This is a genomic window from Marinoscillum sp. 108 (assembly GCF_902506655.1).
Taxonomy (GTDB): domain Bacteria; phylum Bacteroidota; class Bacteroidia; order Cytophagales; family Cyclobacteriaceae; genus Marinoscillum; species Marinoscillum luteum.
Window position 1 is genome coordinate 1,058,290 of the sequence record NZ_LR734808.1, and the last position, 24,318, is coordinate 1,082,607.

At 43.1% G+C, this 24,318-nt stretch carries 22 protein-coding genes; 8 read left to right on the forward strand and 14 right to left on the reverse strand.

Translation table 11 applies throughout. The features are described from left to right. Nucleotides 1–5: 5 nt before the first annotated feature. The 13 genes from GV030_RS04380 to GV030_RS04440 all read right to left on the reverse strand — a co-directional run bounded on the left by GV030_RS04380 (nt 6) and on the right by GV030_RS04440 (nt 16,111). A complete protein-coding gene (locus GV030_RS04380; RefSeq protein ID WP_370519052.1) occupies nt 6–1,058 on the reverse strand; it encodes a cytochrome c oxidase subunit II in 1,053 nt (350 codons plus the stop codon). 61 nt (nt 1,059–1,119) lie between these two features. Next, complete coding sequence (locus GV030_RS04385; protein ID WP_159580189.1) at nt 1,120–2,388, reverse strand: quinol:cytochrome C oxidoreductase; 1,269 nt, start codon at nt 2,386–2,388, stop codon at nt 1,120–1,122. A 25-nt stretch (nt 2,389–2,413) separates the two neighbouring features. Continuing rightward, complete coding sequence (locus tag GV030_RS04390; RefSeq protein WP_255465094.1) at nt 2,414–3,037, reverse strand: cytochrome c; 624 nt, start codon at nt 3,035–3,037, stop codon at nt 2,414–2,416. A 5-nt stretch (nt 3,038–3,042) separates the two neighbouring features. After that, a complete protein-coding gene (locus tag GV030_RS04395) occupies nt 3,043–3,567 on the reverse strand; it encodes a DUF3341 domain-containing protein (RefSeq protein WP_159580193.1) in 525 nt (174 codons plus the stop codon). Beyond that, a complete protein-coding gene (gene nrfD / locus GV030_RS04400) occupies nt 3,567–4,934 on the reverse strand; it encodes an NrfD/PsrC family molybdoenzyme membrane anchor subunit (RefSeq protein WP_159580195.1) in 1,368 nt (455 codons plus the stop codon). The genes GV030_RS04395 and nrfD overlap by 1 nt, the downstream gene beginning before the upstream one ends. Before the next feature lie 6 nt (nt 4,935–4,940). Then, nucleotides 4,941–8,033 carry a TAT-variant-translocated molybdopterin oxidoreductase gene (locus tag GV030_RS04405; protein WP_159580197.1) on the reverse strand — a complete coding sequence of 1,031 codons (3,093 nt, stop codon included), beginning with the start codon at nt 8,031–8,033 and terminating at the stop codon, nt 4,941–4,943. Between the two features lie 33 nt (nt 8,034–8,066). Further along, nucleotides 8,067–9,356 carry a cytochrome c3 family protein gene (locus GV030_RS04410; protein WP_255465096.1) on the reverse strand — a complete coding sequence of 430 codons (1,290 nt, stop codon included), beginning with the start codon at nt 9,354–9,356 and terminating at the stop codon, nt 8,067–8,069. 231 nt (nt 9,357–9,587) lie between these two features. After that, a complete protein-coding gene (locus tag GV030_RS04415; protein ID WP_159580201.1) occupies nt 9,588–10,658 on the reverse strand; it encodes an alanine racemase in 1,071 nt (356 codons plus the stop codon). Further along, nucleotides 10,639–11,838, reverse strand: a complete 1,200-nt coding sequence (gene alr / locus GV030_RS04420) for an alanine racemase (protein ID WP_159580203.1) — start codon at nt 11,836–11,838, stop codon at nt 10,639–10,641. Before alr ends, GV030_RS04415 begins: the two co-directional genes overlap by 20 nt. 4 nt (nt 11,839–11,842) lie before the next feature. Further along, nucleotides 11,843–12,985, reverse strand: coding sequence for an amidohydrolase (locus GV030_RS04425; protein WP_159580205.1), 1,143 nt, complete (start codon nt 12,983–12,985; stop codon nt 11,843–11,845). Nucleotides 12,986–12,989: 4 nt separating this feature from the next. Further along, complete coding sequence (locus tag GV030_RS04430) at nt 12,990–13,430, reverse strand: GNAT family N-acetyltransferase (RefSeq protein ID WP_159580206.1); 441 nt, start codon at nt 13,428–13,430, stop codon at nt 12,990–12,992. Nucleotides 13,431–13,442: 12 nt separating this feature from the next. Beyond that, on the reverse strand, nt 13,443–14,864 hold the full coding sequence (locus tag GV030_RS04435) for a sodium:solute symporter (RefSeq protein ID WP_159583615.1): 1,422 nt from the start codon (nt 14,862–14,864) through the stop codon (nt 13,443–13,445). An 83-nt stretch (nt 14,865–14,947) separates the two neighbouring features. Continuing rightward, the gene (locus GV030_RS04440; protein ID WP_159580207.1) at nt 14,948–16,111 is read right to left on the reverse strand and encodes a serine hydrolase; all 1,164 of its coding nucleotides are present in this window, start codon (nt 16,109–16,111) and stop codon (nt 14,948–14,950) included. 155 nt (nt 16,112–16,266) lie between these two features. Here GV030_RS04440 and serA point away from each other — a divergent pair, with 155 nt between their 5' ends. The 4 genes from serA (at nt 16,267) to GV030_RS04460 (ending at nt 21,053) form a co-directional block, all read left to right on the forward strand. Then, nucleotides 16,267–18,159 carry a phosphoglycerate dehydrogenase gene (gene serA, locus GV030_RS04445; RefSeq protein ID WP_159580208.1) on the forward strand — a complete coding sequence of 631 codons (1,893 nt, stop codon included), beginning with the start codon at nt 16,267–16,269 and terminating at the stop codon, nt 18,157–18,159. Between the two features lie 124 nt (nt 18,160–18,283). Further along, a complete protein-coding gene (locus GV030_RS04450) occupies nt 18,284–18,634 on the forward strand; it encodes a monothiol bacilliredoxin BrxC family protein (protein WP_159580209.1) in 351 nt (116 codons plus the stop codon). A 262-nt stretch (nt 18,635–18,896) separates the two neighbouring features. Further along, nucleotides 18,897–19,970, forward strand: a complete 1,074-nt coding sequence (locus GV030_RS04455) for an aminotransferase class V-fold PLP-dependent enzyme (RefSeq protein ID WP_159580210.1) — start codon at nt 18,897–18,899, stop codon at nt 19,968–19,970. A gap of 156 nt (nt 19,971–20,126) precedes the next feature. Further along, on the forward strand, nt 20,127–21,053 hold the full coding sequence (locus GV030_RS04460) for a universal stress protein (RefSeq protein WP_159580212.1): 927 nt from the start codon (nt 20,127–20,129) through the stop codon (nt 21,051–21,053). Between the two features lie 13 nt (nt 21,054–21,066). On the opposite strand, the gene GV030_RS04465 is transcribed toward GV030_RS04460, so the two are convergent. Next, nucleotides 21,067–21,516 carry a MarR family winged helix-turn-helix transcriptional regulator gene (locus tag GV030_RS04465; protein ID WP_159580213.1) on the reverse strand — a complete coding sequence of 150 codons (450 nt, stop codon included), beginning with the start codon at nt 21,514–21,516 and terminating at the stop codon, nt 21,067–21,069. Nucleotides 21,517–21,651: 135 nt separating this feature from the next. Between GV030_RS04465 and GV030_RS04470 the strand changes: the two genes are divergently transcribed. From GV030_RS04470 to GV030_RS04485, 4 genes are read left to right on the forward strand one after another with little or no spacing between them, the layout of a single operon-like run. Next, nucleotides 21,652–22,191: an RNA polymerase sigma factor gene (locus tag GV030_RS04470; RefSeq protein WP_159580214.1), complete on the forward strand. Its 540-nt coding sequence runs from the start codon at nt 21,652–21,654 to the stop codon at nt 22,189–22,191. A gap of 34 nt (nt 22,192–22,225) precedes the next feature. Beyond that, complete coding sequence (locus tag GV030_RS04475; protein ID WP_159580215.1) at nt 22,226–22,651, forward strand: hypothetical protein; 426 nt, start codon at nt 22,226–22,228, stop codon at nt 22,649–22,651. 13 nt (nt 22,652–22,664) lie between these two features. Further along, nucleotides 22,665–23,156, forward strand: coding sequence for a hypothetical protein (locus GV030_RS04480; protein ID WP_159580216.1), 492 nt, complete (start codon nt 22,665–22,667; stop codon nt 23,154–23,156). Between the two features lie 21 nt (nt 23,157–23,177). Further along, the gene (locus GV030_RS04485; RefSeq protein ID WP_159580217.1) at nt 23,178–24,260 is read left to right on the forward strand and encodes a hypothetical protein; all 1,083 of its coding nucleotides are present in this window, start codon (nt 23,178–23,180) and stop codon (nt 24,258–24,260) included. Nucleotides 24,261–24,318: the final 58 nt, after the last annotated feature.

Sequence of the window (24,318 nt, forward strand, 5' to 3'; positions counted from 1 at the left end):
TCTTTTTAATATGTACTGCTAACAACTGAATTTCCAACTTTTTGTATTCCGGCATTGTCTTCAATACCCGATGCTATTCTGGCCATTTCCTGCAACTCATCAGGAACCTGAGAAAGGTAGTCTGCATTTTGTTTCAGCCAGGCATCCTGACTAGCATACCACTTTTCATACTCCTCAGGCTCTAGTACCTCGATCAAATATTTCATGGCAAAATGCCCCTTCCCACATATCTTGTTACATACTAACTCATAGTTGAATTCAGGATTTCCAGTCTCTGTACGCATCTCCTCGGTGGTTTTGGTAGGAACAAACCAGAACCTGGTTGGCATACCTGGTACAGCGTTCATTTGTAACCTGAAATGCGGTTGATATACACTGTGGATCACATCCCTTGCTCGAATCTGGAGCAGTACAGGCTTTCCTTTTGGGAGATACAATTTGGTCGGAATAAAATCATCGAAGGATGCCCTATCGCTAAAATCAATTCCAACCTGATTCACCACATCTATTTTCTTGTAATCGTAGTCTCCGAGTTTTTTATCGGCGCCACCATATCTCACGGCCCATGAATACTGGTACCCCATTACTTCAATCACTTCAGCACCTTCTGGTGCAGGGCCCGTAATATCAACCCATGCCTTCCATCCGGAAATGATAAGTATCGCCAAAACCACCGCCGGAACAGCTGTCCAGATGTACTCCAATTTACTGTTATGAGGGTAGAAATGGGCCTGATTGCCCTCTTTATGCTGGTACTTATAAGAAAACCCAAACAAAAATATCTGGGTCACAATAAATACGAAACCCGTGATGGCCATCGTAATCCAGAACAAACGATCTGTAACCACACCATGCTCGGAGGCCAATGGCAACACAAAACTCTCATCCAAACCTCCAAAAGAATAGTAAAAGAAACCAACTATTCCTAAAACCAGAAATACTACAAGTAAACTAGCCTGAAGTTTGTTGCTGGCAGGTATCTCTTTTTTCGAGTCCCCCTTCACTATCCCAACCAAGGTAAATACCCTGAATATGGAAATCAGGATGCCTACAACCAAGATAACTGCTAATATTATGATCAAATCCAACATATCGAATTACTTATCTTATCTCTGATTTTTAAATATGATGATGTAAACTTTCTTCCAGCATTGGGTGATTCTTGGCATACAGTGGTGCCTTAGACAACTGATTCAAAATCACATAGATAAAAGCTCCTGAGTATACGAACATTAAGCCAAGCTCAAGCAGCCCAAAGCCTCCATTCCCTTTCAATGTTCCCGGTGTAATCATCAGGTAAAAATCGAGCCAGTGTCCGATGATTATAACTGGAGCCACCACCTTGATGAATCTCGAATGCCGCTTCGCATTTCTTGTCATCAATACAAGGAACGGGAAGAAAAAGTTTACGATCAGGTTAAGGTAAAACAATGGCGCATACTGACCGTTCTTCCATCTTTCCACGTAATAAATCGTCTCCTCAGGGATATTGGCATAATAGATCAATAGAAACTGTGAAAACCATATGTAAGTCCAGAACACACTGAAAGCAAAGATGAACTTGCCCAGATCATGAATATGATTGGCATTCACTATACTCAAGTATCCTTTGTCCTTCAAAAGAACCACAATGAAAGCAGTCAAGGCCAATCCAGAAACCCACCAGCTGGCGAAGTTGTACCATCCAAACATGGTGCTGAACCAGTGCGTATCGATAGATAATACCCAGTCCCAGGCAGCCATGGACGAAGACACTGCAAAGAAAATAATGAATATGGCAGACAATTTTCTCAATTGATACCACTTCTCTGTTCCACCTTCTAAATCCTCTTTATAGGCCAAGCTTTTCAGCTTTGCAAAAAGCATATACCATACAGCAAAGAAAATAACTAAACGAGCCAGGAAGAACACAGGCACCGATCCTCCATGAAGTGGCCAAAAGAAATAAGGGCCCTTACCAGCAATGATAGAATCATAGTCCGGGGATGCAGGATCATAAAGATCATGATGAGTCCAGTGAAACAAGTCGTGACCTGCCACAAAATAAGTAACTAACATCAGAACACCTGCAAATGGAATCCAAGCTCCAAATGAAAGAGGTATTCTCTTAATCCCAGCAGACCATCCCGCCTGGGCTGCATATTGAATGGCAAAGAACAGCACTCCAATAAGAGCTATTCCAGCAAAATATACATTATTGATCCATAGGTTTGCGTAGAGCCTTTGAGTCCAGTGGAATGCATGACCAGCCTCCCCTTCCAACTCATGGTGACCTCCACCCATAGATATAGAGAAAATTCCCAGTAAAGCTAAAACTGCCCCTACTGCTATAAATATGAATAGATTCTTTTTGGTCTTTGCTGTAAATTCAAATGTTTCCTCAGCCATATCTAAAATGGATAAAAATCAGTTTTTATTGTTGTTGCAGAGTTTGTACATAAGTAGCGATCTTCCAGCGATCATCCACACTTATCTGAGAGGCATGGGCTCCCATGCGTCCCTTGCCATTAGTAATCACCCAGAAAATATGACCGGCCTTTTTATCCTTTACTGTGGCAGAATTATAGGCTGTTACACCCTTATATACTTCACCTACCAGTCCATCGCCTGCACCTTTTTCTCCATGGCAATGCTCACAAAACCTGAGATAAAGAGCCTTACCTTCTTTCAAAGCTTCCTTCGAGTCAGCAAATGGATTAGTTAAAACCTCTTCAGCAGTAGCATAATCATCAGCTGCTATACCATTCGAAGCAATATACTCACCCCTCTTAATGGTATTCGCCACGGGCTCTCTCATGGTCATCTTAAAAGGATTGTATGGATTTGAGTTATAAAACTCACCATGTTCATCCTCAGGATTTGAATCCAACCAACTTCCTTTGCTCTCGTCTGTAATTTGTGAAAGTGGTTCATACGGAGTAGAGTGATACATCTGTGGAGCATATTCCAAGCCCGTATCATCCACTCCGGCAGCACATGCACCTAACATGGCAGTAACCACACCCGCAACTAGTATTTGATATGTATGTTTTAACATCTTCATTAAAGTGTTTTCAGATTCACTTCAGAAGCTCCGCTTGCTTTCAAAAGACTGCTGATAGCTGCTTCTTCAACTTTATTTTTACCAAGGTCTATTGCTACGATGTGCTTATCGTCAGTAATACGCTTGTCAAATAGCTTCGGCTTTCCCCAGGGCTTAAGATTACTAATAATCATAAAAGTCCCCACCATCCCAAAAGAGGCCAACAAAACGGTCAACTCAAATGTCACAGGGATAAATGATGGGATTGGAGCATAATCCTTTCCTCCAATGATCATTGGCCAATCTACTGTCATCATTCCCAACTGCATGGTAAGGGCCAATGAAGTACCCAATAATCCAAACAGGAATGCTACAACAGATAATCTGGAACCTTTGTAACCTAGCACATCGTCAATACCATGTACCGGAAATGGTGAATAAACTTCATGAATTTTGACTCCTCCTGCACGCACCTGAGTGATCGCCTTCAAGAGAACATCTTCATCTTCATATACACCGACTATATAATTGCTTTCGTGAGCCATTATGCTTTTTTGTTTTCGCCAGTTGCTTTAATAATACTTTTTACTTCCGCCATGTTGATCACAGGGAAGAACTTCGCAAACAAGAAGAACGCTGTGAAAAACAATCCAAAAGTGAATACATATACTCCTACATCGTACATGGTTGGATAGAACATCGCCCAGCTTGAAGGCAAAAAGTCTCTATGTAGTGACGTCACGATGATCACGAAACGCTCAAACCACATTCCAATATTTACGATAATAGAAATCACAAACGTAGCAGCCAGATTGGTTCTGATCTTCTTAAACCAGAAGAGCTGCGGAGAGATCACATTACAAGTCATCATAGAGGCATATGCCCACCAGTATGGTCCTGTAGCTCGGTTGATGAAAGCATATTGCTCTGCCTCCACTCCGGAATACCATGCCATGAAAAATTCTGTGATGTAAGCCACACCCACTATAGAACCTGTAATAATGATTACAATGTTCATTAGTTCGATGTGCTGAATAGTGATGTAATCTTCAAGTTTATACACCTTTCTGGTGATCAGAAGAAGTGTCAATACCATTGCAAAACCTGAGAAGATCGCACCCGCTACGAAGTAAGGTGGAAAGATGGTTGTGTGCCAACCCGGAATTACTGAGGTCGCAAAGTCAAAAGATACAATCGTGTGTACTGAAAGTACCAGAGGTGTTGCCAAACCAGCAAGCACCAATGCCACGGTCTCATACCTTGACCAGGTTTTAGCCGCTCCATCCCATCCAAAGCTCAATGCGCCATATACGGCAGCAGAAACTTTGTTGGTGGCTCTGTCCCTGATGGTAGCGAAATCAGGAATCAAACCAATGTACCAGAAAACAAGTGATACAGAGAAGTAAGTTGATATCGCAAATACATCCCACAATAGTGGTGAGTTGAAGTTTACCCAAAGTGATCCAAAAGTGTTAGGGAGTGGCAACGCCCAGTAAAAGCCCAACCATGGCCTTCCCATGTGCAGAACAGGGAACATGGCAGCACAGATTACCGCAAATATGGTCATCGCCTCAGCTGCCCGGTTAATGGACATTCTCCAACGTTGACGAAAAAGCAACAGAATGGCTGAAATCAAGGTACCTGCGTGACCAATACCAACCCACCAAACGAAGTTGGTAATATCCCAGGCCCAACCAACGGTCTTGTTCAATCCCCACATTCCAATGCCTTCCCATAGGGTCATGGCCACAGCATATGCTCCTATGGTCAATGTACCAAGCGAAATAGCCATGGCAAACAGCCATAGTTTCGCAGGTTTTTCCTCTACTCTTCCGGCAATGTCCTCTGTAACGTCGTGTACTGTTTTTCCACCCGTAACTAAGGGCTCTCTAATTGCTGATTCTGCTATCATAGGATATTATGCTTCTGCTTTTTCAGTTTTAGACACTTCATCTTTATTTCTGACTTTAGTCAGATACCAAATATTTGGCATCACTCTTAATTCTTCCAATACGTGATAGGCTCTTGGCTCTCTCGCTTCTACACTCTTCTCATTCTGCTTGATCTGAAGCATCTGAGAAATTCGGCTATTTGGATCTTTCATATCCCCAAACACCAAAGCCTCTGAAGGACAAGCACTTGCACATGCTGAAACAACTTCTCCATCCTCAGGTCTTCTTCCGTTTCTTTTTGCTTCAAGCTTTCCTGACTGGATTCTCTGTACACAGAAAGTACATTTCTCCATAACCCCTCTGGCCCTTACTGTCACATCCGGATTCAACACCATCTTGCCCAGGTCATTATTCATGGCCATGTTCTTATCGAACTGCTTGTTATCGTGGTATTTGAACCAGTTAAATCTTCTTACTTTATATGGACAGTTATTAGCACAATACCTTGTACCAATACATCTGTTGTAAGTCATTTGATTGAGTCCTTCACTGCTGTGTGTGGTTGCAGCCACCGGACATACAGTTTCGCAAGGTGCGTTATTACACTGCTGACACATCATCGGCTGGAAAGTCACCTCAGGATTTTCTGCTGGATCCTCCATGGCCTTACCCTCTGTGGCATCAGAACTATAGTATCTATCGATTCTGATCCAATGCATCTCACGCCTGTTGAGTACTTCTTGCTTTCCTACTACAGGTATATTATTCTCTGTCTGGCATGCGATCGTACATGATCCACACCCTGTACAAGAGTTTAAGTCAATCATCATACCCCAATGGTGATTTGGGTATTCATGGCCCTTCCAAAGGGAAACTGCGTAAGGTTTTTTGTATCCCTCAGCGGTAGCTATTTTAGGGAAATTTCTTCCGGCCTGATTATCTTTTTGATAGTTCTTTAGGAGGGTTTCCTGAATGACAGTCTCGCGGCCCATGTAAGTCTGGTGCGTCTGAGTCTGAGCGATTCGATAAGGTGTACCGGTAGGCTCAGCGCTCACACCAGTAGTAACGGCAAAACTGACAGTTCCTTTGCTTACCGTACCAAACTGATAGGCGTTTACTCCTACCCCATCGGCTACCTTTCCTGCTTTGCTTCTACCATAACCAATGGCCAAACCAACCGTGCCATATGCCTGACCTGGCTGTGGCAACACAGGGATTTCAGCTGTCACACCATTTGCGGTGAAATTCACCTTCTGGGTGGACATGTCCCCTATCTCAATTCCCCACTCCTCGGCCTGCTTAGGTGATACAGTTAAATAGTTATCCCAAGTAGCTTTGGTAATAGGATCGGGCATTTCCTGAAGCCAGGGGTTGTTGGCCTGAATACCATCAGCAACACTGCTGTTTTGATAGATCACCAACTCCAATCCTGTATTATCGAGTGAATATGAAGAACCGATGGCAGAAGCCACAGCACTCACTGCCACATCAGCAGAGGCTGATTGTGCTTCACTCTTAATTTCATATACACCATCATGTAAACACTTGTTCCAAAACGCGTCGAAGTTGAAAAACTCGATGCTATTGGCTTTAGCAAATACGTTAGAGTTCCAGGTGTCACGCACCAAATCGTAATAAGAACCCTCTTCACCAGCCCATGTCATGAATGACTGCTGTGCTTGTCGGGTGTTAAAGATGTTTTGAATAGCCGGCTGTGATAAACTGAAGAATCCAGTCACTGGCTCAAAGTCATTCCAGGATTCAAGGAAGTGATGGTCAGGCGCCTGGTATTTCACCAGCGAAGCAGTCTCGTCACCTCTATCACTGGTAGAAACCGCAAATTTAGCTTTGGCAAGACCCGCCTCTATTTGAGCTCCAAGTGGATGATCGTAAACAGGGTTACAGTTGTAGAAAACTACTCCTGCCACAGATCCTGCATTCAATTGATTAACGAAATCCGCAAACTGAGCATCGTTCCCTTTTCTCAGGTTTACTGACTTTGAAATATCAAGAGTAGCTCCATAGTTACCCAGCAAGTCATTGATCGCGATCACCATCAACTGTACGTTGATGTCATTTGATCCGCTCATGACCAACGAAGCACCTTGTGTCTTCACCAAATCGTTGGCAGCCTTAGTCAAAAGCTCATTATCAACTTTAGCGACATTAACTTGAGTCGCTCCCATCTTGGCAGCCACAGCATTGTAAAGGTTGGCTACATAAAGTCCTTCTTGTGAGGGCTTAATCGCCACTCTATAATCAGCGTTGGCCCCTGTAAGGGATAAATTCGATTCAAAAGCATAGGCCCTTGACATATCTGTTTTATCCTTAGAAAGTTTACGACCTGCCGCAAATTGCTTGTTGTTGGCAGTTCTGTTTGGCCAGGCCCCAAGGAAGTCAGCTCCAAACGAAACCAAAGTCTTGGCTTTGGAGAAATCATGATATGGCATCATTCTGTTTCCAAAAGCTGATTCGTAAGCAGAAAGCATTCCGCTAAACGATACCTGATCATAGGAAACGTGAGTGCCTCCAAATTTCTCAGTCAATTTGTTAATAGTAGCCTGAGTGGAAGGAGAAGCAATTGAGTTGCTCACTATGGTCAACTTGCCATTAGCCGCAGCAAATTCCTTTGCCAAAGCACTGTCCAAATCAGCCCATGAAACTTTTGCTCCATCGATTTTAGGATCCGTAAGTCGTTCCTGGTCATAAAGAGAAAGTACAGAAGACTCAACCTGAGGAGTGGTGCCTCCACCACTAATGGTAGACAGCTTATTTCCTTCAAGCTTGATTGGTCGACCCTCTCTTGTCTTCACCAGCACACTGCAGTAATCGCTACCACTCACATATGTGGAAGCATAGTAATTAGGGAGTGTGGGATCAACTGCTACAGGTTTCTTTACGTAAGGAATAGCCTTTTTAACCGGGGTCTCGCAAGCTGCCAATGACACAGCAGCTATACCAAATCCCATAAGCTTAAGGAAATCCCTTCGAGATGGCTCCCCTCCGTCTTCACCACTAATGGGCAAATACTCCGGGAACTCCTTGTTAGCATATTTTTGAAACTCAGCTTTGTTTTGAAGCTGCTCTAATCCTTTCCAGTATTTCTTAGTTTCCTTCATATTGATGGACTAATCTTTTTCAAGCTAGGTATATTAATAATGACATTTTGAACACTCCAAACCTCCAATGTCCTCTACTTTAAGAGGTTCTTTGCTATGCTCAGCATGCAACTCCACTAACTTGGTGTAGTATTCGTTATCTTTTGTGTTAACTTCTGTTTCTCTGTGACAGTTGATACACCACCCCATGGTAAGGGTAGAATATTGGTATACAACATCCATTTCCTCGACAGGACCATGACAAGTCTGACATTCCAACCCACCTACTTCCACGTGCTGTGAGTGGTTGAAATAAGCCAAGTCAGGAAGGTTGTGAACACGTACCCACTCGATAGGCTTAGTGTTTTCACCATACTCTCCGGTAGAAGGATCGTAATCAATGGCTGCATAAATCTTTTGAATCTCAGGAGATTCTGTCTTGATGGCCGTATGGCAATTCATACAGATATTGGCAGAAGGAATGTTGGCAGCTTTTGACTTCCTCACTCCGGTATGACAGTAGTTACAGTCTATTTCAAACTGACCCGCATGAATCTGGTGTGAAAAAGCGATGGGTTGATTAGGCTGATAGCCCTGCTGTACTCCGATGGTAAACGCACCGTCAATAGCTGTCTTAAGTAAAAGGGCCACGAAAATGAATATTACCGAACCAATCACAAAATCACTGGTTAGTACTTTTTGAATATCAGTTTTCTGGTTGACTACCTCAACATCTTCTGCATCTAACTCCTTCTGATCTTTCAGGTACTTAGTAAGCACAGAGACCATCAACCCTAATACGATAAGGATCAAGACCAGTACAACCACCAATACAACCAGTATAGCGGTGAGGTAGCCTGAGGACACAGAATCGCCTTGACCTGCGACCACCTGGCCAGTACTACCACTCTCAGCAGTTGCTACCGGAGCAGGCTCTTTATTTGACTCTACTTTTATGTAAGAGAGAAGAGAAGTAATTTCTTCGTCGGAGAAAGGGTAAGCCGGCATAGCCGTCTTGTTATATTGTTGCCATATTTCTACGGCGTACTCATCACCACTTTGAATGAGCTTCTGCGAATTCTTTATCCAACTCGTCAACCACTCTTTAGATCTCCGCTCATGCACATCCTTAAGTGCTGGACCAATAACCACTTCATTGATGGCATGACATTGGGTACAGTTCGCCTTGAATATGCTAGCTCCGGCTGAGGCCAGTGCTTCATCTGTAGGAATACCATCTGCATCACCACCACCGGCCGCATCTTGCGCCAGTGCACCAAATGATAATAATAAGAAAAATGTGTAGGTGAGAGAGATTAAAACAAATCTGGTTGCTTTGGACATGGATTGTTTCTTTGTCAACATGTATTTTCTGCTGTTCTAAATCAGACGGGTACAAATGTAATACCGTGGGTACGTATTTCAAAGGCAGTTTTGCAACCCAGATGGCATTATCTCGTATGTGGATAACTTATGTTGATAAATCGAACTGATTATCAGCCCATTAGACCCCTCAGAAGACTAAAAAAAGCACTATTTAGAATCATTATAAATAAATTAATTGCTACCAATCATCTATTCAACGATTTTATCGATGTAGTCTGAATTTAGCAACCCTAAAGCTCCCATGTATTTGAGCTTAAATTTCACCCAATCTCCCACCTGATAATTTCGCTTGGTGCGGCCAAGATCAATGACAATCATATCGGAGCTGGCACCGGTGATTTTCACTCCCTTTTCCACAGGAATTAAGAAGTCTGTGGAGATATCCAGTAAGCCCAGATCCAGAATGGCGCGGTAGCTGGTCTTGCCATAATCCTCTTCGTTGATCTCGAATTGTTCACCAGAGGGGTTAGTAGCTAAATCCCCTGAAGGCACTTTGGGTTTTTCTATCAATTCAATAATTTGAGCATGGAGCATAAAAACATCGCTTTTCATGCCCTTTACTCCCTTGTTGGTAAAGAGGTTATTGCCAAAATACAACATCTCCCCTATTCTGAAATGGTTGATGCCCTTAGGTAGTTGGCGATTGAGCAACAGCGGAAAAACCACTGATGTGCCTCCAGAAACCCATTCAATTTTTCGATTGAATTTGGCTTCAATCAATTGCTTATAAAGACTCAACTGTATGAGTTTATCCTGTGAGGGCATCACTCCATACAGGCAATTGAGATTGGTGCCTAGCCCCACCACCGTAATATTGGGTAGCTCAAAAATTTGACCGTAGAACTCCAATAACTGCTCTCCGAGAACTCCTTCTCTCAAATCTCCCATTTCGATCATAATGATGATCTTATGGAGCTTATTTTGACGTCCGGCTTCCTCAGAGAGCAGACGTATGGTAGAAAGCTCTGTATTGAAGCTTACATCTGCATATTTAATAATACTGGGGATGGCCTTCTTTGCAGGGGGCTTAATATATACTGTTTGAATACCCGAATCAATTTGTTTGACGGTCTTCAGATTGCTCACCCTGGAGTCATGAATCTCGCGAACTCCCAGATCCACAAGTTCCTGAATAAAGTTTTTAGTACCACACAGAAGCTTCGATACTACGCCCCACTCAATACCCTCGGCATCCAGTTTGGAAGCGATGTATTGGTAGTTGTGCTGAAGTGATTTTCTCTTAAGCTTTAGATAAGCCATTGGTTGGTATTTGATTAGTTAATGTTTTATGAGTGATGACTGTTCTGGGAATGTTGCGGGGGAGTCTGGTGAGGAGTTCATAATTGAGCTGATCACTCAACTCTCCAAATGAAGACACAGAGATAGAATTATCCCCCTGGTCGCCAATTAGCACCACTTCGTCTCCTTTTTCAGCTCCAGGGCATTCAGAAACATCTACGATTAGGAGGTTCATATTGACGATACCTACCACGGCCAGACGCTTACCTCTGATGAGTACTCGCCCCTGATTACTCAGTGATCTGGCGTACCCATGACTATATCCAACGGGGACTGTGGCGATCTTCATATTTTCCGATGCCATAAAAGTGGTTCCATACCCAATAAATTCCCCAGTATTAACCTCCTTCACATCCATCACTTTACTCTTCCATTTCATCACTCGCCTTAGCGGGTCTTCACGAGATGACACATGTTTTATACAATCAATAAACGTCTCTTTGCTGGGCCAAAATCCATATTGCAAAATACCTATTCTAACCATTTCCATCCGACTCTTTGGATAGGAAATGGCAGCGGCAGAACAAGCAGTATGTTTCACTAAAGGCTCCAGGCCTGTACTTCGGAGCCATTTGTCCATCTTATTGAATTTCTTGATTTGATTCTTCACTCGTACATAATTGGCTATGCTTTCTGCTCCAGCATAATGGGTGCAATCACCCATTAATTCGAAGTGATCAAGATTCTTTTTTAGAAATTCGACCGCCCTTACCAGATCGGTTTTATTAAAACCCGTACGATTGAGGCCTGTTTCAAACTCAAGGTGTATTCTGGCCTTTTTACCAACCTTGCGCGCCGCTTCAATGGCCATTTCCAACCTATCGAGCTCAAAAACAAAAAACTCAACCTCATTCAGTACCGCCCATTCGAGCTCCGCATTATCCACAAACCCCATGATCATGACCTGGGACCTTTGCATACTAATGTTGGTCACTTCGAGTGCTTCATCTGCACTGAATACCGAGAAATGATCCACTCCAAGAGTTTCAGCCATTGGCACGAACTCAAAAATCCCATGTCCGTAGGCATTTCCCTTGACCACCGATGATAATCGGACATCATTGCCAATGATCTTGCGGATATAGCTGAGGTTATTGGCCAACGCCGCCTGGTCAAGTTCTATTTCGGAAGTTGTGAACATTCTTTTAGTCCTGAAGTTGTGAAATTATCTCTTTGAAAATGATCATTCCTGTTTCGATTAGTTCATCGGGAAAATCATAATCCGGGTTATGAAGGGCCGGGCAATCCTTACCAGATCCTATTCCAAACATCGCTCCGGGAAACCGCTCGGTGAATATCCCAAAATCCTCACCCCATTTAAATGGGGTAGTACGTTGCTCCGTTTCAAATCCCCCGACTACAGCTGCATTCTTAATTGCAGTAATGACCCTTTCGTTATTAAAGTTAGCAAAGAAACTTTGAGTCCAACTGATCTGAATTTTAAGATCATGAGAACTGGCCACCTGTCGTGCAATACGCTCACACTTCTCTTCGTGATCACGAATGACCTGATTGTCCCAGGCCCGTAACGTAAAATGCAACTCTCCGTATCCCGCGGAAACTCCATAGGCCTGATCCCCCATGGTCGTATAAATTGGTGTTGCGATACGGAAATCATCAGCATCCAAATCCGGTTGATTTTCATCAAGTATCAACTGGGTGATTTCGGCCATGGCCAAAGCCGGGTTAATGCCAAATTCTGGCTCCGCTGCATGTGAGGTTTTTCCGGTAAGCTTAATAATTATACTATTAGCCGCTGCTGTGAATGTGCCAGACCTCCAAACTACCTTATGCAAATCATACCCTGGTAGATTATGCAAAGCCACGGCATAGTTCGGCTTAAGGGAATCAAACAATGGATCGTTGATGATACCCTTCGCTCCCTCCCCATTCTCTTCAGCCGGTTGAAATAACAGAATGGCATCTCCTTTTTCCGGGCGCTCCAGCGATAGATATCTCGCCAGCGCATATAATATAGAAGCATGACCATCATGTCCACATTTATGGCTTACACCCTCAACCACTGATTTGTGTGCAAAATCATTAATCTCCTGAATTGGCAATGCATCAAAATCTCCACGTATTAATACATTCTTACCTGGTTTGCCTCCCTTGAAAATAGCCGCTACACCATAATGTTTAAAAACAATAAGTTCATCGGGTGTGCATTCTGATCTTAACCTTTCAATCAAGTGACGAGAAGTATTCTCTTCGAAACACGACAACTCAGGGTGCTGATGAAGGTACTTGCGAAGAGATTTGGCTTCATCAATAATGTTGTGCTGCATTGACTTATTTGGTTAACCGCATTTCGAGATACTTATTGGTAAATCCCAATTTCTCATAAAGTCCCTTGGCCGGGTTATCAGGTTCCACATGTAAGGCTATATCACCTTCTGCTGTGTTGATGGCCTTTTGCATGAGTGCCTTGCCATAGCCCTTTCCTCTTCTTTCTCTATGTGTGGCTATATAAACCAGAATGTTTTCCGGAATGTAGCCATCCATACCTGTTTTATTGACAACCACAGCTCCCACTATTTCACCCTGATCTTTCCCCACCAGCACAAACCCTCCCGGAGTTATTCCGGTGCTAAGTGCATAGTTTATGGCTTTCATGATGTCCTCCTTTTTATCTCCATATTGATCCAGGTGGTTAAAAAGAAAGTCTCTTACCTGCTCTATTTCTATCAGGCCCACGGTATCTGATGGGCCGAGTATTTTGATCTCTAACATATATATAATTGGTTATTGTTTGTTTCTGAATTGATTGATCATCACAAAGGTGATCAGCGACAAACTGATCCCGTAGATATTGGCATCCAAACCAAGAGGCAAATCCCTACCTATTAAAATTAATGAAATAGTAGTACCCCCACCTATAAGCATTGAAAAGAAAGCTGCATTGGCACTGGGCTTCTTCATAAAAAGTCCTCCTAAGACGGGTATGAACAGCCCTGAAACCATGAATGCATAGGAATAAAGCATGAGTTCCAGTACGCTCTGCATGACAGAGGCCAGCAGTACCGCAAAAACACCAATCCCCAGAGTGATGATTTGGGACAGCCTAAGGAATTTCTTTTGATCCGTGCCTTTGTAACCTATAATATCAGTCACAAGGTTACCAGAGGATGCCATGAGACAGCTATCCGCTGTGGACAAAACCGCCGAAAAATAGGCCGACATCATCAACCCCATCAATCCGGCAGGAAGAATCGTTCTGAGCAGCATAGGCAGCCCTACTTCAGCATCCATACCCTGAGCACTCTCGTACCCAAGGTAAGCAAACATCCCTGTCTCGGCGCCTACCCTGGCAAACATCCCCAGCAGCACTCCCATGAGGGCCATGACAGGCCATTCGAAAAGACCAGCAATGTACCAGGCTTTTTGCGCAGCTTTTTCACTCTTGCAAGCATATATTCTCTGGTATAGAGTCATTCCTACAAACCAAATCGGTATAATGGTAATTCCCCAGTTCACCATGTCCTGCCATCTGATGTTGGTCAGTGAAAGAAACTCAGGAGGAAGGATCTCTCTGATTTTTTCATACCCACCTACGCTTACGTATCCCAATGGCAACCCTATAAACACGAGCCCTGAAAGAAGCAGCGCCCATTGAATAGTGTCTGTATAAATCACCGCTTTGAGCCCTCCCATCACTGTATACACTACAGCAATGACTCCCATAATGACCAGGGCATTTGTCAGACTGAGATCAGCGAAAGTAGAGGATGCTAATTTGGCTCCTGCCAAAAGCTGAGAACTCGTGAATCCGGCATACCCTATGGCTGAAATGATACCAGCGAGTAGCGCGGTTTTTTTATCATAGAATATGCTAAAGATCTGAGGAAACGTGAATAGCTTTTTAAACTCCGGCAATGCACTGAGTTTGGGGATAAGAATTACTGCTGCTAACCATGCACCAAGCAAACCGGTGAATAACATCCAGGATCCGGATAAGCCCATTGTGAAGCCCAGACCACCCAAGCCAATGGAAAAGCCGCCGCCCACGTCAGTGGCCACCACCGAAAGCCCCACATGCCAGGAACTCATGGATCTGCCACCTACATAATAATCTTCCGTGTTTTTATTCTTTTTGAGGAAAAAGGCTCCTACCCCCAGCATTGCAATCATATAAACAATAAATACCAGGAGGTCTATCCAGTGGATGCTCAAAACAATCAGTAGGGTTTGGGATTAAAAAAATGTACAACTGCTACGAAAGCAACTCAGAGCCTTGCAAATTGTTCTGATCAATCGCAATTCTCTATAATGGCTGCAAGATAATCATATAATGCCTGATGGATATCCGGCCTTACGTTGAGCTGATAAATAGCCTTACTTTCTCTGGTAGGATACACCCGGTTTGAAAGAAAAACAAATAGTAAGTCATTGGCGGGATCAGCCCATACCAAGGTGCCGGTATACCCCGTGTGCCCGTAGCTTTCGAAAGAAGCCGATTTTGCCACACTACTGATCAATGAGTCATATTCGAGAAGTGGTTTATCAAACCCCAAACCTCTTCGGTTCCCTTTATTGGCATACTGATAGCTGGTAAACACGTCAATAGTTGATGGTTTCAGATACTGCACTCCGTTCAAACTCCCATTATTTAACCACATCTGCCACAAACTAGCCACGTCTTCCGCAGTTCCGAATAACCCCGCATTTCCCGAAATACCCTTCATCAAAATGGCCCCCTCATCATGTACCCTGCCATGGATAGGTTCATACCTGAAAAAAGAATCAATCTCCGTAGGCACTATTCTGTCCAAGGTAAATTTTTCAGCCGGGTTAAAAGTGAGTGCACTCAGTCCCATGGGTTGGTAGAACACCTCCTGCAGATAAACCTCAAAAGGTCTTCTGGTCAATCGCTGCACCATCTCAGGCACCAGATAAAAGAACAAACCCGAGTAGACATACTGTGGCTCCCTGTTCACCGGAGCCGCTTTGATGTACTTCTTTATTCTTTTGTAAAACTCTTTGTGAAGAAACATCCCTTCAGCAACCTTGTAGGGATGGTCCTCTGATCGGCTGTCTGAAATAGTATGCCCCTTGTAGCGACCATTATTTCTTCTGATCTCCTCATAAAACTTAATCCAGCTCTGCAGTCCAGCCTGATGCGCCAAACATTGCCTCAGCGTAACCTTACTGATCTTTCGCCAACCTAATCCATCCACATAGTTCCTCAGGGGCTCGTCCAGATCTATCAGACCATCCTCGTAAAGCTTCATCAAAGCCAGAGTAGAGGCCATGACTTTGGTCACTGAGGCCATATCAAAAAGGTCAGAAGTATAGACAGCATCAAGGCTATCGTAAGTCTTATAGCCATATGATTTTAATAAGATTGGGTTTCCCCTGTGTGAAGCATACACTACGCACCCCGGAAAGGCGCGCTGCTGAATTGCGTTAATCACAATTAAGTTCACCTTTTTTTGTAAATCTCCCAACAAATACGAGGTGTCTTGTTGACTAAAACACTGATTTTGAAAAAAAATTGATAATAAAAATAAAATGATTGTTTTATATGCCATTTACGTGCTTAATTTTAAGCCTCAGAGAAAGCGAACTTATGGAAAATCACAAACATTTTGTAATTGATTTCGATAGCACGTTCACCCGGGTGGAGGCTTTGGATGTCTTGTGTGAGATCTCTCTCAGGGGTCAGCCAGATGCCCAGGAGTCCCTTGCCAAGATCAAAGAAATTACTGATCTCGGCATGGAAGGCAAAATATCCTTTCGGGAATCTCTTGAAAACAGATTGGAAATTCTCAGAGCACACAAATCTCATTTACCCGAATTAATCGCCAGACTAAGCGATCAGGTCTCCGATTCATTCCAGAGAAACAAAGAATTTGTAAGAAAATACGCCGGTCAAATTTATATTTTGTCCAATGGATTCAAAGATTTTATTGTTCCCATTGTAGAGCACTTTGGTATTACTGAAGACAGGGTTTTTGCCAATGAATTTACCTATGACGAAGCGGGCAATATTGTTGGATTTAACAAAGAAAACCTACTTTCTGAAAATAACGGGAAACCCAACAAAATACGTTCGATGAATCTCAAGGGTGAAGTCTATGTGCTTGGGGACGGATATACTGATTACGAAATCAAAAAGGCTGGAATTGCGCATAAGTTTTACGCCTTTACAGAGAATGTGAGAAGGGCCAATGTGCTCCAAAACGCAGATCATGAAGCGCCTAATCTAGATGAATTTTTATATGTAAATAAAATGGAAAGAGCACTCTCCTATCCCAAAAGCCGAATCAACGTATTGCTGCTTGAAAACATCCATGAACATGGGATCAAGAAATTACAAGAAGAAGGCTACAATGTCAAAGTGCATCCTGCGGGAATGGACGAAGACGAACTCATAGAAGCCATTAAGGATGTATCCATCCTTGGCATCAGGTCTAAAACTCAGGTGACCAAGAAAGTACTTGAAAGCGCCAACCGACTATTGGCTGTTGGAGCTTTTTGTATTGGCACCAACCAAATCGACCTGCTCACCTGTCAGCGCAAAGGGGTAGCTGTATTCAATGCGCCTTTCTCCAACACACGCTCCGTGGTGGAAATGGCCATTGCCGAGCTCATTATGCTGATGAGAAACCTTCCTGACAAGTCAGTTTCTATGCATCAGGGCAAGTGGAATAAGTCAGCCAGTGGAAGTTTTGAAGTGAGGGGAAAAACGCTCGGTATCATTGGATACGGAAACATAGGCGCACAGCTTTCTGTGGTGGCAGAGTCCATTGGTATGAAGGTGCAGTTCTATGACCTGGAGGAGAAACTTGCACTTGGCAATGCAGTACAGTGCAAAAGTCTTGAAGAGCTCCTCAGCAGTTCTGACATGATCACCCTGCATATAGATGGCAGAAAGGAGAATAACGGATTTCTAACAGAGAAGCATTTTTCTCAGATGAAAGACGGTGTAATCTTTCTCAACCTTAGCCGTGGACCTGTTGTAGATATAGCTGGTCTAAAAAAATATGTACTTACCGGAAAGATCAGAGGGGTGGGTGTGGATGTGTTCCCGGAGGAACCTTTGAGTAACAACGATGAATTTATTTCTGAATTACGGGGTTTACCTAATACGATCCTTACGCCACACATTGGTGGTAGTACGCTGGAGGCTCAGGAAAACATTGCTGATTTTGTGCCTGGTAAGATTATGGAATATATTAACACCGGATCTACGAGCAATAGTGTGAATTTTCCGAATATCGTGTTGCCTATGCTGAAAAACGCACACAGGTTTATACACATTCATCGGAATGAGCCCGGAGTTCTGGCCAAAATAAACCATGAACTGGCCGCACACAATTTGAATATTGTGGGTCAATACCTAAAAACCAATGAGGAAATAGGGTATGTAATTACTGATATCAACAAAGATTATGATGAGGAAGTAATTAAAAATCTTAAATCCATTAAGGAAACCATTAGATTCAGAGTTTTATATTAGTTTAGTCAGATATTTCAATAAAAACCAAGTCCCAATCCGCAATAACCGTTGTAATTAGTAAATTCGTGTTGTAGATTAGTTGCCAATGAATCACCATTCACCGCTTTGGAAATCGATATCATCTTTGAAAGACCTCAATCAAGTGATTGAAGGCTCTCGTTTGAAACCAGCAATGGTTTTTAAGCACAGAGCTTCATCTCCTGAAAGTATTGAGAAAAAGATAGAGCTAGAAAATGGCTGGAATATTTCCAGTGATATGATAGACGTTTATCTTGTCGATGATATGAAATCCAAAGACGTCTCCAGAGAAATTTCAGAAATAGCGGGCATCAATCATGAATTCCCCCAGATTGTGCTATTTGCGGATGGCGTGACCATGTACGATGAATCACATGACATGATCAGTGTGAAGAAAATCAAACTTGCACTAAAAATCGTCAACAGAACCTTCAAGTGGATGGAGACCAGGGCATAAAAAAAGCTTTCGGAATCCGAAAGCTTAATGCTATAAAGGTCGTGTTGATAAACCCCTAAATAATAAGGATTTGAGCTGTGAAATAGGTCAAAGATCCACTGTTGTCCTGAAATCTTTCGATGACGAGGCCCTGATGGAGACCACCAGGGTGAGGCCCAATTTTGCTACCCCACTTGGCTCGGTATTGTTTTAGTGTTAGGTTTAAAAACAATATTACCTTCAATAGCGAAACAAACTTAATCAGTACTATTTCAAATTCTCAATGCAACATAAAATTTATTTCACACCGGGACCTTCGCAAATCTTTTATACGGTAAACGACCACATGAAAGAGGCCTTTCAGAAAGACATCATGTCTATCTCTCATCGCAGTGCCACTTTCCAAAATCTTTTTGCTGAAGTAAAAGCTGACCTAAAAAGCTTGCTCAACCTTCCGGATCACTATGATGTCTACTTCATTTCTTCTGCCAATGAGATCTGGGAGAGAATCATTCAAAGCCTGGTAGGCAATGCGTCCCATCACTTCGTGAATGGCTCCTTTGCTGAAAAATTCTATCAGTTTGCCACAGATTACAAAAAAGAGTCTACCATAACCCGAATGAGCGATGGTCAGGACTTTGACAATCTGGAGGTGCCGGAAAACACTGAGCTTATCTCAGTCACACTCAACGAAACCAGCATTGGATATGCCTTCAATGCTAACAGCATTTACCAGCTGCGAGAGCAGCACCCCGACAAGCTCATTGCTGTAGATGGAGTGAGTGCTTTTCCTGCCGTTCCCTTTGATTTCTCTAAAGTGGATACCGCCTATTTTTCTGTGCAGAAATGCTTCGGACTTCCTGCCGGATTAGGGGTCTGGATCGTGAACCCTACCTGTTACCAAAAAGTGGAAAAACTTCGGAAAAACGGAGTTGTTACGGGTAGTTATCATGATTTACTGCAACTAAAAGCCTCAGGAGATAAAAATCAAACTCCTGAAACCCCCAATGTTTTGGGGATCTTCTTGCTCGGGAAGGTGGTAAAGGATATGCTATTCAGATCAGCCAAGCTGATACAAAATGACACCACCTACAAAGCCGCCCTACTCTATCAGGCGATTGAAAAATCTTCTGTATTGAGCCCATTCGTCGCACGAAAAACCAATCAATCAAAAACCGTGGTAGTCGCCAAATGTGAGGGTGGCAATGCCGACATCCTCGCCCGCTTCGGAGAGCAGGGCTGGATCATAGGCAAAGGCTATGGTTCATATAAAAGCGACCATATACGCATTGCCAACTTTCCTGTTCACAGCAAAGAGCAGATAGAACAGCTGTCTGACTACATCAGCAAGACCTAATTTTATTCTTAAAACCTTTTGATCAGGGTATTTATTCAGTATTTTATTGCGAAAAAGATTTATTAAATCATAAATCATTTTGAAACTTTCTTTCGTTTATAAGAATTGATAAATTGATTTCGATTTAGTTTTGCACCCCAATAGTCATCGCGTAATATGTATAAGTACAATAAAATTCTTGTAGGCCTCGATCATACAGAGACGGATCTGGATTTGGTGAAAGCTGCCTCAGATGTTTGTGAGTTGTCAGGATCAAAAGTTGTATACTTTGTAAATATCATCAAGGACATCAACCTGCCGGAGAAGCTCATGAAGGAGTTTCCTCACATTCTTGATCAGGCTATTGAAGAACGGAAAAACAATCTCCAAAAGACGGTTACGGATCATTTTAAATTCGAAGGCGCAGAAGTAGTGGTAAATGTGATTGTGGATCAGGGCCAGGTCACAAAGACCCTTCTCAAACACGCTTCTGCTGAGAAAATAGATTTGGTCATCCTGGGTAGGAAAAATGAGAAAAAAGGTGGTGGAGTGTTGGTGAATAGAATTGCCCGCCGAGCAGGCTGTTCTCTCCTCATTTTACCAAAAGGCTCCCAATTCAGCGTAAGCAGTGTTCTGGTACCTACAGACTTCTCCGCTTACTCCAGAAGTGCCATGGAAAAGGCAACCATGCTGGTGAAAAAATCAAAAAAACCAGGAAAGATTATTGTGCAAAACGTCTATCAGGTTCCAGTGGGCTACCACTATACCGGCAAGAGTTTTAAGGAGTTTTCAGAGATCATGAAAGACCATGCCAAGAATGATTTTGCTAAATTCACTAAGAGCATGAAATTGGATGGTGTCAACATAGAACAGATTTACACTCTGGATAAGGATGAAGACATCATATCAGACATCTACAAAGCTGCCAAAAAAATCAAAGCCAGCCTGATCGTTATCGGGGCGAAAGGCCGCACCGCCACTACCGCCCTATTTATTGGTAGCAAAGCAGAAAAATTGATTCACGTGGATGAAGAGATTCCTATGCTGGTGGTGAGACCAAAAGGGAAAAATGCCGGCATAATAGAATACATCAAGGAGCTCTAAAAAGCTCCTTTTTTTATGTCCTGAGTTTATCCAAAAGCTCATTTAGCTGTTTGGCCTCTTCCTCCGTAAGGCTCACCAGCCCATCCTCCCACCGATCCATATCCTCATCGGTTTTTGCCAGCAGATCCAGGCCCTGGGAAGTGATTACCACATCCACAGCACGCCTGTCATTGGGGCATTGCTTTCTCGCCACCAATCCTTTGGATTCAAGCTTATCTACTATTCGGGAGGCATTTGAGCTTTTGTCCAGCATTCTCTCGATGAGCAAATTGATGGTAGCGGGTTTAGGGTGCTGACCTCTGAGTATCCTCAATACATTAAATTGAGGAGTGGTCAGCCCGTAAGGCTTGAACAAGACAACCTGATGTTGACTCAGCCAGTTATTGGTGTAAATAATATTCACAATGGCTTTATTCAGTTGACTCCTAAACTTCGCCTGTTTGATATCTTCTCCTATTCCCATTTGATGGTAAATTAACAACTACATTTAATGTAACGACATTTAAATTAAGCTGGTTCGACGAAATAAAAAAATCGCCAAGAAAATTAAACCATCGGTTAATTTTAGACTCTAAACGGTAAATCACCTTTACCTACCTTGGAAGACTCTTTTATCATATCCAAAATTCAGGACCCCGAAACCATTAACTATGGATTCAATCTGCTGGTGAAAGCTTACCAGGAGCGTGTGTACTGGCATGTCCGGAAAATGGTCATCGATCATGATGATGCGGACGACCTTACCCAGAATGTTTTCATCAAAATCTGGAAATCACTGGGTAACTTCCGGGAAGAGTCACGCTTGTATACCTGGATTTATCGGATTGCGACCAATGAGTGCCTGAACTTTCTGAAAAAGAAAAAACGTAAGTTCATGATCCCAATCCACGATGTGGCTGGGGAACTCTCACATAAAATAGATCAGGGAGCCTATATTTCCGGAGACGAAATTCAGCTTAAGCTTCAGAAAGCCATCCTGACACTGCCTGATAAACAAAGGCTCGTTTTTAACATGAGGTACTTTGATGAGCTGAAATTTGATGACATAGCGGAGATTACAGGCACATCAGTAGGCGCATTGAAGGCGAGCTATCACCTTGCAGCCAAAAAAATAGAGTTTTTTTTAACCGAACATTAAACCTTGGACAAGAAAGAGCATCTAAACTAAAGTAATGAAAAACCATCTAGACCATATCGACAAAACGTCACTGCCTTTTGAAGTACCCGAAGGGTATTTTGATCAGTTGCCAAACAGAATCAGCGAGAAGGTCTCCCAGGCTCCGACTGCCACACATGCTGCATTCCGGTGGGCCCTTTTGCCTGCCTTTGTGGTGACCGCACTGGTCTGTCTGGTTATTCTCAATACCGCCAATAAACCCGACAGATCAGCAGACTTGCTTGCTTCTCTCACCAATGAAGAAATATTTTTCTACTTGGAAAACACAGAGATTTCGGAGTATGAGATCGCAGCATTGAGTGCAGAGCCCGAGGCCCTACTGCGGGGCGTAGACATCATCGATCAAATGGACCTTGACGAAGATGACTTCAACCAATTGATGGAGCATTATGATTCGAACGATATTTCACAAGATATTTAACTTATAAGCAATTATGAGACACTTAATCACTTTAGTTTTTACTCTTACGGCCATGGGATTGTGGGCACAAAGTCCCTCTACTATGGAGCGTGTGGAAGCAGCCAAAATAGCCCTGATCACCGAACGACTGGAGCTCACACCAGAGCAGGCCGAGAAGTTCTGGCCGATTTACAGGGAATTTTCAGAGCAACAGCGAAACCTAAGGAAGGAATTCAACAACCTGCGAACCAACCACAATCCTCAAACAGCCTCTGAAGAAGAGAACCAAAAAATGCTGGAGATGGGGATGCAGATAAAAGAGCGCCAACTTGGACTGGAGCGCACCTACTCTGAGCGGATGCAGCAAGTAATCACCACCCGTCAGCTGATGAGTCTCCGGAAGGCTGAGGATGACTTCAAAGAAATGCTGATGAAACGAATACGTGAGCAGCAGGGACAGCGTGACCAAATGAGACAGGACAGAATCCGCAACAACGACAATATGCAGCGAAAAAGAAATAACTAACCACCTACCCTACCTGATCTTTTGATAAAATACTTTCTGACCATATGTCTGGTATTGGCAGGACTGCTGAAGTCCTATGCACAGAGCGACTCCCTCACCTGGGAAGAAAAATTTGCCTTGCTCGAAGCTGAAATGGACTCTATGTCCATTTTTTACCTTCTGGACAGCATCCTTGCCAGCTCGCCGCTAAAGTACTCGGAGTTCAATGCCCGCATGAGCTACAACAGCAATGTGCTCAATGCCGGAAGAAACTATGGAGTCAACCAGCACAGTATTTCACCTGGTATGTCCTATTATCACAGCACCGGACTGTACGCCGATTACGCAGGGTTTTGGAACTCACAAACCACCCCTGAATATAATCTTTCCATCTTCTCATTTGGCTATTTGGGTTCATTCAGCAAGAAATGGAACTACTCCCTGAGTTACGAAAGGTGGTGGTATCATCAAATCGAAAGCACCGGCCTCAACAATAACCTAGGCGGGAACATCACTTATCGAAACAAGCTGATCTATGCCACCATTGACTATAGCCTGCTTTTTGGGGAAAAATACGCACACAGACTTATCGGGAGTCTCTCAGGAAATGTGAGTCTAGGCAAATGGTGGTGCGTCAAAAGCATTAAGTTATTACCCTCCTTATCCTCCACTTTTGGCAATTCACTGATCACCACCCGATTTGAAGGCAACATCATCGAGGAATTCAGGTCCAACCAGATACTCAGAACCAACTTTCGCTCCGATGAATTTCAAAGCTATGCCAATACAGTGCTCTCCGATCAGGAAAAGGAAGCCTTGAGACAAATAAGAGAGAGCAGAAACCTCACAACCAGGGAGAAGATCACACGGCAAATGAAAATATACCTCACCAATGATGATGTGCTCAACTACCTATATGCTCTTCTTGATACCACAGAGGAGAAATACGGAATCATGAACTACAATTTCAGTCTACCACTCATGTTAGTCACTGAAAAATTTTCTTTCCTTATCAGCTATACTTACAGTGTACCTGTCCAATTACCCGGTGAAGATTATGCATTAGATCCTGTGGGCTATTTTGGAGCTTCTGTGATCTACCGCATTCCTTTCAACTATAAATAGAAAGATCAACTATTATTTGAAAGTAAATGCCCTACCTTTGCATCCCGTAACATCACCA

Excerpts from the sequence above, each read along its gene's own strand:
- GV030_RS04455 (WP_159580210.1), top strand. The coding sequence starts at position 18,897 with ATGCAACATAAAATTTATTTCACACCGGGACCTTCGCAAATCTTTTAT.
- serA (WP_159580208.1), top strand. The coding sequence starts at position 16,267 with ATGGAAAATCACAAACATTTTGTAATTGATTTCGATAGCACGTTCACC.
- GV030_RS04415 (WP_159580201.1), bottom strand. The coding sequence starts at position 10,658 with ATGGCTTATCTAAAGCTTAAGAGAAAATCACTTCAGCACAACTACCAA.
- GV030_RS04390 (WP_255465094.1), bottom strand. The coding sequence starts at position 3,037 with ATGTTAAAACATACATATCAAATACTAGTTGCGGGTGTGGTTACTGCC.
- GV030_RS04395 (WP_159580193.1), bottom strand. The coding sequence starts at position 3,567 with ATGGCTCACGAAAGCAATTATATAGTCGGTGTATATGAAGATGAAGAT.
- GV030_RS04430 (WP_159580206.1), bottom strand. The coding sequence starts at position 13,430 with ATGTTAGAGATCAAAATACTCGGCCCATCAGATACCGTGGGCCTGATA.
- GV030_RS04480 (WP_159580216.1), top strand. The coding sequence starts at position 22,665 with ATGAGACACTTAATCACTTTAGTTTTTACTCTTACGGCCATGGGATTG.
- alr (WP_159580203.1), bottom strand. The coding sequence starts at position 11,838 with ATGTTCACAACTTCCGAAATAGAACTTGACCAGGCGGCGTTGGCCAAT.
- GV030_RS04425 (WP_159580205.1), bottom strand. The coding sequence starts at position 12,985 with ATGCAGCACAACATTATTGATGAAGCCAAATCTCTTCGCAAGTACCTT.
- GV030_RS04410 (WP_255465096.1), bottom strand. The coding sequence starts at position 9,356 with ATGTCCAAAGCAACCAGATTTGTTTTAATCTCTCTCACCTACACATTT.
- GV030_RS04475 (WP_159580215.1), top strand. The coding sequence starts at position 22,226 with ATGAAAAACCATCTAGACCATATCGACAAAACGTCACTGCCTTTTGAA.
- GV030_RS04405 (WP_159580197.1), bottom strand. The coding sequence starts at position 8,033 with ATGAAGGAAACTAAGAAATACTGGAAAGGATTAGAGCAGCTTCAAAAC.
- GV030_RS04385 (WP_159580189.1), bottom strand. The coding sequence starts at position 2,388 with ATGGCTGAGGAAACATTTGAATTTACAGCAAAGACCAAAAAGAATCTA.
- GV030_RS04465 (WP_159580213.1), bottom strand. The coding sequence starts at position 21,516 with ATGGGAATAGGAGAAGATATCAAACAGGCGAAGTTTAGGAGTCAACTG.
- GV030_RS04460 (WP_159580212.1), top strand. The coding sequence starts at position 20,127 with ATGTATAAGTACAATAAAATTCTTGTAGGCCTCGATCATACAGAGACG.
- nrfD (WP_159580195.1), bottom strand. The coding sequence starts at position 4,934 with ATGATAGCAGAATCAGCAATTAGAGAGCCCTTAGTTACGGGTGGAAAA.